Source organism: Burkholderia sp. Se-20378 (genome assembly GCF_017104665.1).
GTDB lineage: Bacteria > Pseudomonadota > Gammaproteobacteria > Burkholderiales > Burkholderiaceae > Burkholderia > Burkholderia lata.
Genome location: NZ_JAAGPG010000235.1, coordinates 1 through 12,404, shown reverse-complemented (window position 1 = coordinate 12,404; position 12,404 = coordinate 1). Strand labels below are relative to the sequence as shown.

Genomic DNA, 12,404 nt, shown 5'->3' with positions numbered 1-12,404 from the left:
CGCAGGCGAGCGCGGCGCGCGTCGCTTGCGCACGCGCCATCAGCGCGTCGCGCTGCTGTGTCAGGCGCTTCGCGTGCTCGACCAGCCACGGTGCGGGTTCGGAGGCTGCGGCCGGTGCGGCGGCAGTCGGCGTGGGGGCGGCGGAAGACGGCGCTGCCGCGGCCAGTGCGTCGTCATCGATCGCCGAAGGTTGCGCCGCCGTGTCGTCCGCATCGGCGCTTGCGCCGAACACCGACGAGAACACGTCCGGCAGCCCGCCTTCGCCTGCTGCATACGGATTGACCGTCGGACGGGCCAGCGCCGCACCCGGGCGCGACACGATGCCCGGCACGGCGGCGGCCGGCACCGATTCCGGCATGCGCGGCGCAGCGATGCGCGGGCGCGCCACAGCCGGCGGCGCCACGGCGGCCAGGTCCGAATCTGCCAGTGCGACGATTTCCACGCTGCCGTCATCGAGCGTGCGGTTCGACAGCACGACCGCGTCGGCGCCGAGTGCCTCGCGCACGAGACGAAGTGCGTCGCGGCTCGTTGCGCCGGTGAATTTGCGAATGTTCAAGCGGAACCCCCGATGACGTTAACGACTTTGATCGTGCGTGTGTCCGGCACTTCGGCATACGACAGCACTTTCAATTGCGGCAGGCTGCGGCGCAGGAAACGCGCGAGCATCGCGCGCAGCGCGTGCTGCACGAGCAGCACGGGCGGCAGCCCGAGATTCTGTTGACGCAGCATCGCCTGTTGCGTGCCGGTCAGAAGGTTGTGCGCGAGGCCGGGTTCGAGGCCCGGGTTCGCGCCGGTGGCGAGCGCCTGCGACAGCACGCGCTCCAGATTCGAGTCGAGGCCCATCACCTGCATTTCGCCGGCGCCCGGATACCACTGCTGCGTGATCGCGCGGCCGAGCGACAGCCGCACCGCGGCCGTGATCTCGAACGCATCGCCGCGGCCCGCGTGTTCGGACACGGCCTCGAGGATCGTGCGCATGTCGCGGATCGGCACGCCTTCCTCGAGCAGGTTCTGCAGCACCTTTTGCAGCGTCGTCAGCGAAATCGTCTTCGGCACGAGGTCCTCGACGAGCGACGGCGCATCCTTGCCGGTGCGCTCGACGAGCGACTGCACTTCCTGGCGGCCGAGCAGTTCGGCTGCGTGCTGGACGACCAGATGGTTCAGGTGCGTCGCGACGACCGTGCTCGCGTCGACCACCGTGTAGCCGTACACCTGCGCCTGTTCGCGCATCGCGACGTCGATCCACACGGCCGGCAGCCCGAACGCGGGATCCTGCGTGACGGCGCCCGGCAACGCGGCCGTCACCTGGCCGGGGTTGATCGCGAGCCACTGGCCCGGGAACACTTCGCCGACGCCGATCTCGACGCCCTTCAGCGCGATCCGGTACGCGTTCGGCCGCAGTTCGAGGTTGTCGCGGATATGGATCACCGGCGGCAGGAAGCCGATTTCCTGCGCGAATTTCTTGCGGATGCTCTTGATGCGCTTGAGCAGTTCGCCGTCGCTGTTCTTGTCGACGAGCGGAATCAGCCGGTAGCCGACTTCGAGGCCGAGCGGGTCGATCAGCTGCACGTCGTCCCAGGTCGCCTCGTGGCTGTCAGACGGCAGCACGGCCGGAGGCGCGATGTCGGTCAGGTCGCCGGCCGCCTTGCGGGCCGCCGCGCGCTTGGTCTGCGTGCGGGCCAGCCAGATCGCGCCGCCGCCGAGTGCGAGGAACGCGAAGTGCGGCATGCCGGGGATCAGCCCCATCAGCACGATGATCGCGCCGGTGATGTTCAGCACGCGCGGGTTCGTGAACAGCTGGCCGGTGATCTGCGTGCCGATGTCCTCGTCGGTCGCGACGCGCGACACGATCACGCCGGCCGCGGTCGAGATCACGAGCGACGGGATCTGCGCGACGAGGCCGTCGCCGATCGTCAGCAGCGTGTAGTTCGTGCCGGCCGCGGCGAACGTCATGTCGTGCTGGACCATCCCGACGATCAGCCCGCCGATCACGTTGATCGCCATGATGATCAGGCCGGCGATCGCGTCGCCGCGCACGAACTTCGACGCGCCGTCCATCGACCCGTAGAACTCGGCTTCCTGCGACACGGCCAGGCGGCGCTTGCGGGCCTGCTCTTCGTTGATGAGGCCCGCGTTCAGGTCGGCGTCGATCGCCATCTGCTTGCCGGGCATCGCGTCGAGCGTGAAGCGCGCGGACACTTCGGCGATCCGCCCCGCGCCCTTCGTGATCACCATGAAGTTGATGATCATCAGGATCACGAACACGACGATACCGACCGCGAAGTTGCCGCCGACGAGGAAGTGGCCGAACGCCTCGATCACCTGGCCGGCCGCGTCCGGGCCCGTGTGGCCTTCGAGCAGCACGACGCGCGTCGAGGCGACGTTCAGCGACAGGCGCAACAGCGTCGAGAACAGCAGCACGCTCGGGAACGCCGCGAAATCGAGCGGCTTCATCGTGTACATGCTGACGAGCAGCACCATCACGGACAGCGCGATGTTGAACGTGAACAGCAGATCCAGCAGCATCGGCGGCAGCGGCAGGATCATCATCCCCAGGATCATGCAGATGAGGATCGGGCCCGCGAGCGCGCGCAGGTTGGTACCCGCGAACATGTTCGGGCGCTTCGCGAACAGGCCGGTCGGGGTGCTCATGCTGCCTCCCGCCGGGCCGCCCGCGACCCCGATTCAACTGCCGTCGGGAGATGGGGGGGCTGCGCCCCCCCAAGCGAACGAACGTAAGCGTGGAGGCTAATCATGCTCTACCTCCCTTGCCGAGTGTGTCTTCCTGCTCTTCGCGTTCATCGTCGGCGGACACCGACGCGCCCTTGTCCAGGTCGGCCGGCACCTCCAGATCGACCGGCATCGCGGGGAACGCGCCGCCTTCCGAACGGAAGCGCTTGAGCTGGTAGACCCACGCGAGCACTTCGGCGACGGCCGAGTACAGCGAGCCGGGAATCTCGCGTTCGAGTTCGACGTTGTGATACAGCGCACGCGCGAGCGGCGGCGCTTCGAGCAGCGGCACGTTGTGTTCGGCCGCGAGTTCGCGGATGCGCGCGGCGACGAGGTTCACGCCCTTCGCGACGACCTTCGGCGCGCGCATCTCGCCGTCCGTGTATTGCAGCGCGACGGCGAAGTGCGTCGGGTTCGTGACGACCACGTCGGCCTGCGGCACGGCCGCCATCATCCGGCGGCGCGCGAGCGCACGCTGCTGCTGGCGGATCCGCCCCTTCACGTGCGGATCGCCTTCGTTCTCGCGATGCTCGCGCTTCACTTCTTCCTTCGTCATGCGCAACTTCTTGTTGTACTGCCAGATTTGGTAAGGCACATCGAGTGCGGCGACCACCAGCATCCCGGCGACCGTCGTGCCGCAGCACACGGCGACCAGGTGCAGCGCATCGGGCAGCGCCACGCCGAGCGGCTGCGTCGCGAGGCCGAGCAACTCGTCCTTGCTGCGCCAGATCGCGATGCCGCCGATCCCGCCGACGACCAGCGTCTTCGCAAGCGACATCCCGAGCTGGATCGGCCCCTGGATCGAGAAGATCCGGCCAAGGCCCGAGATCGGGTTCAGGCGGTCGAACTTCAGCTCGAACGTCTTCGACGAGATCAGCCAGCCGCCGAGCGCCATCGGCGCGAGCAGCGCGGCGACGCCGGTGAGCGCGAGGATCGGCAGCAGCGCGGCGAAGCCTTCGAGGCTCGCGCTGCCGGCCGCCGACAGCATCCGGTTCGTGTCGAACGCGGTCGCGCGATCGAACGTGAACGCGCCGCGCAGCATCGCCTGCAGATGCCCGCCCGACGGGCCTGCGAGCAGCCACGCGCCATAGAACCCGGCCGCGAGCAGCGCGAACGAAGCCAGCTCGCGCGAACGCGCGACCTGCCCCTCCTCGCGCGCCTTTTCGCGGCGCCTGGGAGTGGCGGCTTCGGTCTTGTCGAGATCGCTCTCGTCTGCCACGGGGCCTCCAGTCGGGTACGGCGGAATGCCGCTTTCCAGTGACACCGATTATTCATGGAGGCGTCAAACGCCGATCGGTCGAGCAAAGCCGGGAAAGGGGGGTATTTCGGGGAATCGGGCGAGCCGGTGCGAACGCGGCTGGACGGGGGACGGAACGGTGTGCGGCGCGGCGGAAAAACGTGCCGGCGGGTGCGATGGCGGGGGTTGGCGCCGGACGGAGCGGCGACGGTGCGAAGCGAGGAAAAGTCCGGAAAGGGCGTAGCGGTGAAACGGCGTGACGGGTGCGACGCGAAACCGGGCCCCGACGCGACGGCGTCGCGCGTCGGGGCAGGCGTCGGTCAGGCTACCGCGACCGGATCCTCGCCGAAGCGGTTCGGACCTTCGGTGCCGCGCGAGCACGTCCACACGAGCAGCAGGATGCTGCCGACGATCGGAATCAGCGCGAGCAGCAGGAACCAGCCCGAGCGGCCCGTATCGTGCAGGCGGCGGACGCTGACCGCGATGCCCGGAATGATCAGCGCCAGCGAAACCAGCGCGAGCACGCCGAGCAGCAGCACCGTGATCAGGCCCGCGTTGCGGCCTGCCACGCCGATGATCTGGGTGGCGATCGAAAGGATGAAGCTCAGCAACACGAAATACCAGTATTCGGCACGACGCGCACGGCCGTCGAATGTCGCGTATTTATTGAGTACGGAACGAACGGCTTCAGAAAAATTCATTTTATTACCCTCCTGTTTTATATAGACGACCCCGGAAACAACGCCGGCATTATATGTTTGAATTTCCACGGGCTCCATCTCTTTTCACATTCCGGGTAGTGCGCGTATCCGGCCGTATCGCCCGCAGGCACGGTGCGGAGTGGCACGGGAACGGCTGCAACAGCGGAATGCGGCGCCATCGACTTGCATGCCGCGTCATTTTAATAATCTTGAAGACCTGACAGAAACGACAGCCCGGATAATCCAGCATTTGATTACATCCGAATGAAATCGGGTGCGATCGATAATCGGCGAGCGTGTGCTGCATTCGATTAACCGGCCGGCATTACGCAGGCGCGCAAAGCGCGCTACCCTTCGCCATTGCCGATTCCGGTCGAACCGCACCATGCTCCGTCATCCGCTCGTTCCGTTGTCGCTCGCCTGCGCGCTGACAGCCGGCTGCGCAGGCACGCCGGCTCCGCCGCCCGGCGCGCAGGCGCCTGACGCGCCGCATCCCGGCACGATCGCGCTGCACCATGCGTGGAACGGATCGATGCAAACCCTGCGCGCGCAGGATTTCCCGGCAAGCTTCACGTTCCGCTGCGTCGATGCGCGCGGCGAACCGGCGGAACGCGCCCGCGCGGCCTGGTGCGTGCCGGTCGTCGAGATCGAATCGGTGTCCGTCGATGCCGCCGGGCGCCCGGTCGCACCGGCCGACGCCGTCCAGATCGAAAGCACCACGTACGGGCCCGGTCACCGCGTCCTCGACCATACGCGCCTGATGCGTGACGGCCGGCCACCGGTCTAGCAGCCTCTCCGGCCGCTCGCGGGCTTGCGCGGCCCCGACCCCGACCCCGGCGCCGATTCGCCGGTTCACGCCAGCAGCGTGCGACTCCCCGGCCCCTAGCCCGCCGCCGCCCGCTGCAGCGCGTCGAGGTCGAGCTTCTTCATCGTCATCACCTGCGCCATCACGCGCTCCGCGCGCGCCGAATCGCCCGTCATCAGCTCGCTCATCTGCACCGGCACGACCTGCCACGACACGCCGAAGCGGTCCCGCAGCCAGCCGCACTGCTGCGCGCGCTCGTCGCCGCCTTCCGACAGGCGCGCCCAGTAGCGGTCGATTTCGTCCTGGTCCCGGCAGTTGACGACGAACGACACGGCCGGCGTGATCTGGAACACGGGGCCGCCGTTCAGCGCGACGAACGCCTGCCCGTCGAGCTCGAACGCGACGGTCATCACCGCGCCCTCCGCGCTGCCGGACGCGTGCGCGCCGGCCTTGCCGTAGCGCGCGACGTGCACGATGCGCGCGTTGTCGAACACCGAGACGTAGAAACCGGCGGCCGCCTCGGCGTCGCGGTCGAACCACAGGAACGGCGTGATGCGTTGTATGCGCGGGTTCATGGCGCTGCCTCCTCGATGTCGTGCCGGCACGGATGCCGGTATTACATCGTAGGCGCTGTGCCCGCACGCGGCGGCGCGCCGGTCGGACCCGTCATGCCGCGCACGGCCGGCGAATAAAAAAGGGGGCGATCGCTCGCCCCCTCTCTTCAGCGTACTGCCGTGCCGCGTCAGAACGCGACGAAAGGCGCCGCGCCGCCGCTCGCGGTCTTGTCCATCCCGAAGTAGATCGTCTTGCCGTAGAAGTGCGGCATGCCGACGTCGAGCCAGCTGGACGAGCCGAACGGACCCGCGATGTCGTTGAACGCGAACGTCGACGGGTTCGAGAACAGCGAATCCGCGTTCACGACGGGCATCGATACCGTACCGCTCACGCCGTTCTGGCCGGTTAGCGTCGCCGAGTAGGTGGTCGACGCCGACGGGCAGTAGAACTGCGTGTTCTTCGAACAGGCCGTCTGCGACGAATCGTTGAAGAAGTACGCATTCGAACCCGTGTCGAAGAACGCGGTCACGTTGCGCCCGAGGAACGTCGCGTTGACGTCGCCCGTGGTGGTCGACGTCATCACGGTTTTCCCGGTCAGGTCGGGCAGGCCGAACGTCAGCGTCCCGGTCGCACTCGCCTGTCCGTTGTTCGAGATGGTCGGCATGCTCACGCTCACGCCGCTGCTGTCGGCGAAACGATGCACCGGGTTGGCCACTTGCTGCGCCACCGGCACGAGCGCCACCGCGCAGTTCGCGTTGTCGCCGTTCGGGCATGCGTAGTAGTTGTTGTTCGTCGACGTCGACGTCGCGCAGGTCGTGCCGCAGTCGACCGGCGCCGGCCCGATGCCGAGGATCCCGTTCGCACCGAGCGCGCTCGCCGAGTTGGCCGACGCGCCGCCGTTCGTGCACGAACTCGGCACGTTCGTCGTGCCGAGATCGCCGATGATCTGCACGGGCAGCGAGCTCGCCTGCTCCGAGCCGATCGACAGGTCGACCGTGCGCACCGAACCCCACGTATAGCTCGACACGAACTTGCCGCACTCGGCGACCGGCGCGCCGCCGCTCGTCACCTGCGGGAGGCTGCCGAGCACGCCCGACACGGCGCTGCCGACGAGCCGCAGCCCGTAGGACGCGGTATCGACCAGCACGTTGTTGACCACCTGGCAGTTCGACGTGCCCGGCGCGCAGACCTTCAGGCTGACGGTCGGGATGTTGATCACGTTCGCGACGCCGGCGTTGACGGTGATGACGGCCGTGTTCCCGGAATTGCCGTCCGAGCCGCCGTTACCGGTGTTGCCGTTGTTGCCCGAGCTGCTGCCGCCGCCGCCGCCGCCGTCGCCGCCGCCGCATGCCGTCACGAGGACGGCCGTGGCCGCCGCGAGGCCCAGCACGCCGAGCCAGCGCTTGAATGTACGAGGAATTCTCAAGATCGCTCTCCCGCTGTCACTGGATGTCGGTGCCGGTCAGGCCGGCAGGCAGCGCCGCTGGCAGCCACGCCTGGCCCGAGAAGGCGCCCATGTGGCCGCCTGTCCGGATCACGAGGCCGCTCGTGTCGACGGACACGGGCGCGCGCCAGCCGCGCGCCTTGTGCGCCGCCTGGACGCCTGCGGTGTACTGCGGGAAATAGCTGCCGAGCAGCGAGGCAAGATCCGGCATCGTCGGCCCTTGCCACGCGAGGCCGAACACGCTGCCGGCGGCCGACGTGTATTCGTGGATGACGGTGCCCGATCCGAGCGTGATCTCGCGGACGGTATAGGCGGCCGTGCTCGTCTGCACGCCGTCTGCCGAACGCATCGCGCGCTGCAGCGCGCGCACGGTTGCGGCCTGATCGTCCGTCGGCGGCGACATCGGTGCGCCGCCCAGTTCCGCGTGTGCGTGGAGGCTCCACAGCACACCCATTGCAGCCGTCGCGTGCGTGACGGCCCAGCCCAAGCGTTTCAGCTTCACGTTCCCCCCCAAGGGACTGGCTTCGTTGCCGGCGGAACGGCCATCGTGCCCGCGCCACCTTCCAACATATGAAATCTTACGAATGACGCTACGTTGCTGCTGACGCGTAGTATGCCTGCTGAGTGTGCCGAAGTGTCAATTTGACGCAGGACGACGCTGGGCCTCGCAGGTGAGACGCGCGCGGGAAAGCGGTGCGGGGAACGTGTGACGCGTGCATCGGGCGGCACCGCGACACGCGGCGCGCCGATGCATGCGGCAGGGTCAGAAGCCCAGGCTGGCGAGCAGGTCGTCCACCTGCCCCTGGTCCTGGACCACGTCGGTTTTGCCTTCCGGCGCGATCTGCGGGCCGTTCAGAAGCGACTCGGGGCTGCCGGTCGAGCTCATCTGCTCGGCGGCGAGCAAAGCCGCGGTGGCCGCGAACTGCTCGCGCCGCTCGGGCGCGATGTTCTCGACGAGCACGGTGAGGAGCTGCTGCTCGATCAGGTAGACCATGTCCATGATCTTCTTGATCACCTGCCCGGTCAGGTCCTGGAAATCCTGCGCGAGCATGATCTCGAGCAGTTGCGCGCTGGTCGCCGAAGTCGATTCCGGCAGCGTGCGCAGGAACGTGCGCGTATCGTCCATCAGCTCGCGCACTTCCGCGTGCTCGATCGGTGCCGCGTACCACTGCGACCAGCGCGCGTCGAGTGCCTCGGCCTCGTTCTGGATGCGCTCCTGCATCGGCTTCGCGACTTCGATCGCGTTCAGCACGCGCACGGCGGCCTGCTCGGTCATCGTCGCGACGTAGCGCAGCCGGTCGCGCGCATCGGGCACGGCTTCCGCCGCCCGCTCGACGTGCTTGTCGAGCCCGAGCTCGCGCATCGAATCGCGCAGCGTGCGCGTGACATGGCCGATACGCGCGAGGATGCGGTCGCTCGCGAAATCGGCGCCTTCGGCCTGGCCGTCGGCGCTGAACCCGGCGCCGGTCAGCGCGGCATGGATCGGCTCGTTCACGTCAGCTCCCGGCCTTCGCCATCTTGTCGATGATCTTGTTCAGCTTCTCGTCGAGCGTCGCGGCCGTAAACGGTTTCACGACGTAGCCGCTCGCGCCGGCCTGCGCCGCCGCGATGATGTTCTCCTTCTTCGACTCGGCCGTGACCATCAGCACCGGCAGGTGCGTGAGCGTCGCGTCCGCGCGGATTTCCTTCAGCATCGCGAGGCCGTCGAGGTTCGGCATGTTCCAGTCGGAGATCACGAAGTCGAAACCGCCGCCGCGCAGCCGCGCCAGGCCGGCCGCGCCGTCTTCGGCCTCGTCGACGTTCGAGTAGCCCAGTTCCTTGAGCAGGTTGCGGACGATCCGGCGCATCGTCGGGAAATCGTCCACCACCAGGATTTTCATGCTCTTGTCCATCGTCGTTCCTTTCCAGATTCGTTTCCGTCGGGACGCGTATCGTGGCACGCGCCCCGTGACATTCCATTCAAACGCGCTGCACGCGGTCGCCCATCGTCGCCAGGCGCGCCATCACGCGGCGGCTCATCTCGGCGAGCGGCACGATCTCGTCCGCGCCGCCGAGCGCGATCGCCTCGCGCGGCATGCCGAACACGATGCAGCTTGCTTCATCCTGCGCGAACGTGTGAGCGCCCGCGCGTTTCATTTCCAGCAGGCCGGCCGCGCCGTCGCGGCCCATCCCGGTCAGGATCACCCCGATCGCGTTCTTGCCCGCGTGCGTCGCCGCCGAGCGGAACAGCACGTCGACCGACGGACGGTGCCGGTTCACCGGCGGTTCGTCCGACAGTTGCGCAATATAGTTCGCCCCGCTTCTCGCAAGCAACAGGTGCGCGTGGCCCGGCGCAATATACGCGTGACCCGGCAGCACGCGCTCGCCATGCTCGGCTTCCTTCACCGCGATCCGGCACAGGCCGTTCAGCCGCTGCGCGAACGACTTCGTGAAGCCCGGCGGCATGTGCTGTGCGATCAGCACGGCCGGCGCATCCGGCGGCAGCGGCGTCAGCACTTCGCGGATCGCCTCGGTGCCGCCCGTCGACGCGCCGATGATGATCAGCTTCTCGGTACTGACGAGCGGGTTGTTGATCATCGGCGCGGCCGGGTGGCTGTCCGCCGCGCGCGCGACGGCCTGCGGCTGCGGCGCCTGGCGCACGCGTGCACGCGACGCCGCGCGGATCTTGTCGGCGAGCTTTTCCGCGTAGTCGAGCATCCCGTCGCGAATCCCGACGCGCGGCTTCGTGACGAAATCGACCGCGCCGAGTTCGAGCGCGCGCAGCGTGATTTCCGAGCCGCGCTCGGTCAGCGACGACACCATCACGACCGGCATCGGCCGCAGGCGCATCAGCTTCTCGAGGAAGTCGAGCCCGTCCATCCGCGGCATTTCGACGTCGAGCGTGAGCACGTCGGGGTTGTGCTGCTTGATGAGTTCGCGCGCGACGAGCGGATCGGGCGCGGTCGCGCACACCGTCATGTCGGGCTGGCTGTTGATGATCTCGGTCATCAGGCTGCGGATCAGCGCCGAATCGTCGACGCACAACACTTTGATCTTCTGCACTGCGGTCATGCCTCCTGCTTTCTTGATAGGTTCGCCGCCCGCACGCCGCCGGCCGGCGCCGCGCTGCGCGCGCCGAACAGCTCGATGCGCGGGCGCGCCGGTGGCGGCGGGGCCGGACGCTTCGCCGCGAACAGCTCGACCTGCGGACGCGGCCGTGCGGTGCGGGCGCGATCGGCCTCGCGGGCGAGCGCGGCTTCACGCTCGGTGGCGCCCGGCACCTGCCGCCGCAGCTTCTTCACCGCCGCGCGCCCCGTGGCCGCCATGAACGCGACCTTGCGCGGGTGCACGCCCTGCAGGTCTTCCGCGGTGATGCGGATGCGTTCGAGCGCCAGGTAGCGGCGCACGAAATCCGCGTTGCGGTCGCCGATGTTGATCGTCGTCATCCCGGCCAGCACGGCCGCGCCCCCGAACACCTTCGCCTCGAAGCGTTCGCGGCGCCCGCCGGCCTTGATCATCTCGTTGATCAGCACTTCCATCGCATACGCGCCGTAGCGCATCGATTCCGACGCGGCTGCGCCCGGATCGGCGCCGTCGTCGGGCAGCATGAAGTGGTTCATCCCGCCGATGCCGGCGTACGGGTCGTGCAGGCACGCGGCGACGCACGAGCCGAGCACGGTCATCAGCACCATGTCCTCGGACGTCGTGTAGAACTCGTTCGGCAACAGCTTCACGCCGGGACGGCCGAAGTGGTTGTCGAAGTAGCGATTGGTTGCGATCGGCAGGGCGCTCATCCGCGCTCTCCAAAGGCGGGCGCAGCGCCCGCAGCCCGCGCGCGCACCGGTGACGGCATCGCGGCCGCCGCAGGCGCCTGCGCACTACGCGGCCGCGCGCCCTGGGCGGCGTCGCGGGTCAGTTCATACACCGTCTGCCCGCGCAGCCGGAACGCCTGCGTGACATACGTGAAGTTTTCCGAATGGCCGGCGAACAGCAGCCCGCCCGGCTTCACGAGCGGCTCGAAGCGCGACAGCACCTGCCCCTGCGTCGGCTTGTCGAAATAGATCATCACGTTGCGGCAGAAGATCGCGTCGAACGGCTTCGCGATCCCGTAATCCGCATCGGTCAGGTTCAGCTGCTCGAAGCGGATCATCGCGCGCAGCTCGGGGCGCACCTTCACGCGGCCGGCCTGCGGGCCCGTGCCCTTCAGGAAGAAGCGCTTCAGCCGCTCCGGCGCCAGGTGCTTGACCTGGTCGTACGTGTAGATGCCGGCCTCCGCCTTCGCGAGCACCTGCGTGTCGAGGTCGGTCGCGAGGATCGACGCGCCGCGCGCGGCCGATTCGCCGAGCGCCTCGATCAGCGTGATCGCGATCGAGTAAGGCTCCTCGCCGGTCGACGCCGCCGAGCACCAGACCGATACCGGCGCCGGCCGCCCCTTCACGAAATCCGACAGGATCGGGAAATGGTGCGACTCGCGGAAGAACGCGGTCAGGTTCGTCGTCAGCGCATTGGTGAACGCTTCCCACTCGAGCGGATCGTCTTCCTGCTCGAGCAGGTCGAGATAGTCGCGGAACGTGTCGAGGCCGCGTGCCCGCAAGCGGCGCGCGAGACGGCTGTAAGCCATGTCGCGCTTGTGCTCGGACAGCGAGATCCCCGCGCGTTGATGGATCAGCGCGCGAATGCGTGCGAAATCCGCGCCCGTGAACGCGAAGTCGCGCCCCGGCTCGCCCGCGCGAGGCGAGGCATCCGGTGCATCGGGTCGAAACGGCGCGCGCGCGTGCGGCATGGTTTAGAAGGTCTCCCAATCGTCGTCGGACGCGCCGGCCGTGGCCGCCGCCGGCTTCTCGCCGTTCAGCGCCGGGCGCACGAGCGCGGGCTTCGCGGCCGGCTTGTCGGCCGGTGCGGCGGTTTTCGCGAGACGCGGCCCGTAGCCGCCCGCAGCCGTGCCGCGGGAAA

At 68.3% G+C, this 12,404-nt stretch carries 12 protein-coding genes and 1 pseudogene; 1 reads left to right on the top strand and 12 read right to left on the bottom strand.

Annotation, left to right across the window (positions count from 1 at the left end):
- From flhF to G3N93_RS22720, 4 genes and pseudogenes are all read right to left on the bottom strand, one after another.
- A pseudogene (gene flhF, locus G3N93_RS22735) lies at nt 1-556 on the bottom strand (flagellar biosynthesis protein FlhF); the annotation flags it as partial.
- Complete coding sequence (flhA, locus tag G3N93_RS22730; protein ID WP_174940053.1) at nt 553-2,652, bottom strand: flagellar biosynthesis protein FlhA; 2,100 nt, start codon at nt 2,650-2,652, stop codon at nt 553-555. The gene flhA and the pseudogene flhF, both read right to left, overlap by 4 nt.
- A 100-nt stretch (nt 2,653-2,752) precedes the next feature.
- A complete protein-coding gene (flhB, locus tag G3N93_RS22725) occupies nt 2,753-3,949 on the bottom strand; it encodes a flagellar biosynthesis protein FlhB (protein WP_174940055.1) in 1,197 nt (398 codons plus the stop codon).
- Nucleotides 3,950-4,287: 338 nt separating this feature from the next.
- Nucleotides 4,288-4,668, bottom strand: coding sequence for a DUF805 domain-containing protein (locus G3N93_RS22720; RefSeq protein ID WP_174940333.1), 381 nt, complete (start codon nt 4,666-4,668; stop codon nt 4,288-4,290).
- Nucleotides 4,669-5,053: 385 nt separating this feature from the next.
- Between G3N93_RS22720 and G3N93_RS22715 the strand changes: the two genes are divergently transcribed.
- A complete protein-coding gene (locus G3N93_RS22715; RefSeq protein ID WP_206133996.1) occupies nt 5,054-5,455 on the top strand; it encodes a hypothetical protein in 402 nt (133 codons plus the stop codon).
- Nucleotides 5,456-5,550: 95 nt separating this feature from the next.
- On the opposite strand, the gene G3N93_RS22710 is transcribed toward G3N93_RS22715, so the two are convergent.
- The 8 genes from G3N93_RS22710 to G3N93_RS22675 form a co-directional block, all read right to left on the bottom strand.
- A complete protein-coding gene (locus G3N93_RS22710; RefSeq protein ID WP_174940057.1) occupies nt 5,551-6,048 on the bottom strand; it encodes a VOC family protein in 498 nt (165 codons plus the stop codon).
- Between the two features lie 167 nt (nt 6,049-6,215).
- Nucleotides 6,216-7,454, bottom strand: a complete 1,239-nt coding sequence (locus G3N93_RS22705) for a DUF3443 family protein (protein ID WP_206133995.1) — start codon at nt 7,452-7,454, stop codon at nt 6,216-6,218.
- 16 nt (nt 7,455-7,470) lie between these two features.
- The gene (locus tag G3N93_RS22700; protein WP_174940061.1) at nt 7,471-7,974 is read right to left on the bottom strand and encodes a DUF2844 domain-containing protein; all 504 of its coding nucleotides are present in this window, start codon (nt 7,972-7,974) and stop codon (nt 7,471-7,473) included.
- A 261-nt stretch (nt 7,975-8,235) separates the two neighbouring features.
- Nucleotides 8,236-8,967, bottom strand: a complete 732-nt coding sequence (gene cheZ, locus G3N93_RS22695; RefSeq protein WP_174940064.1) for a protein phosphatase CheZ — start codon at nt 8,965-8,967, stop codon at nt 8,236-8,238.
- 1 nt (nt 8,968) lies between these two features.
- Nucleotides 8,969-9,364, bottom strand: coding sequence for a chemotaxis response regulator CheY (cheY, locus tag G3N93_RS22690; RefSeq protein WP_011350601.1), 396 nt, complete (start codon nt 9,362-9,364; stop codon nt 8,969-8,971).
- Nucleotides 9,365-9,431: 67 nt separating this feature from the next.
- Complete coding sequence (locus G3N93_RS22685; protein ID WP_011350600.1) at nt 9,432-10,523, bottom strand: chemotaxis response regulator protein-glutamate methylesterase; 1,092 nt, start codon at nt 10,521-10,523, stop codon at nt 9,432-9,434.
- The gene (gene cheD / locus G3N93_RS22680) at nt 10,520-11,245 is read right to left on the bottom strand and encodes a chemoreceptor glutamine deamidase CheD (RefSeq protein WP_206133994.1); all 726 of its coding nucleotides are present in this window, start codon (nt 11,243-11,245) and stop codon (nt 10,520-10,522) included. Before cheD ends, G3N93_RS22685 begins: the two co-directional genes overlap by 4 nt.
- On the bottom strand, nt 11,242-12,234 hold the full coding sequence (locus tag G3N93_RS22675; protein ID WP_174940068.1) for a CheR family methyltransferase: 993 nt from the start codon (nt 12,232-12,234) through the stop codon (nt 11,242-11,244). Before G3N93_RS22675 ends, cheD begins: the two co-directional genes overlap by 4 nt.
- Nucleotides 12,235-12,404: the final 170 nt, after the last annotated feature.

Coding starts and splice junctions, on each gene's coding strand:
- cheY (WP_011350601.1), bottom strand. CDS start 9,364: ATGGACAAGAGCATGAAAATCCTGGTGGTGGACGATTTCCCGACGATG.
- G3N93_RS22685 (WP_011350600.1), bottom strand. CDS start 10,523: ATGACCGCAGTGCAGAAGATCAAAGTGTTGTGCGTCGACGATTCGGCG.
- G3N93_RS22715 (WP_206133996.1), top strand. CDS start 5,054: ATGCTCCGTCATCCGCTCGTTCCGTTGTCGCTCGCCTGCGCGCTGACA.
- cheD (WP_206133994.1), bottom strand. CDS start 11,245: ATGAGCGCCCTGCCGATCGCAACCAATCGCTACTTCGACAACCACTTC.
- G3N93_RS22720 (WP_174940333.1), bottom strand. CDS start 4,668: ATGAATTTTTCTGAAGCCGTTCGTTCCGTACTCAATAAATACGCGACA.
- G3N93_RS22710 (WP_174940057.1), bottom strand. CDS start 6,048: ATGAACCCGCGCATACAACGCATCACGCCGTTCCTGTGGTTCGACCGC.
- flhA (WP_174940053.1), bottom strand. CDS start 2,652: ATGAGCACCCCGACCGGCCTGTTCGCGAAGCGCCCGAACATGTTCGCG.
- G3N93_RS22675 (WP_174940068.1), bottom strand. CDS start 12,234: ATGCCGCACGCGCGCGCGCCGTTTCGACCCGATGCACCGGATGCCTCG.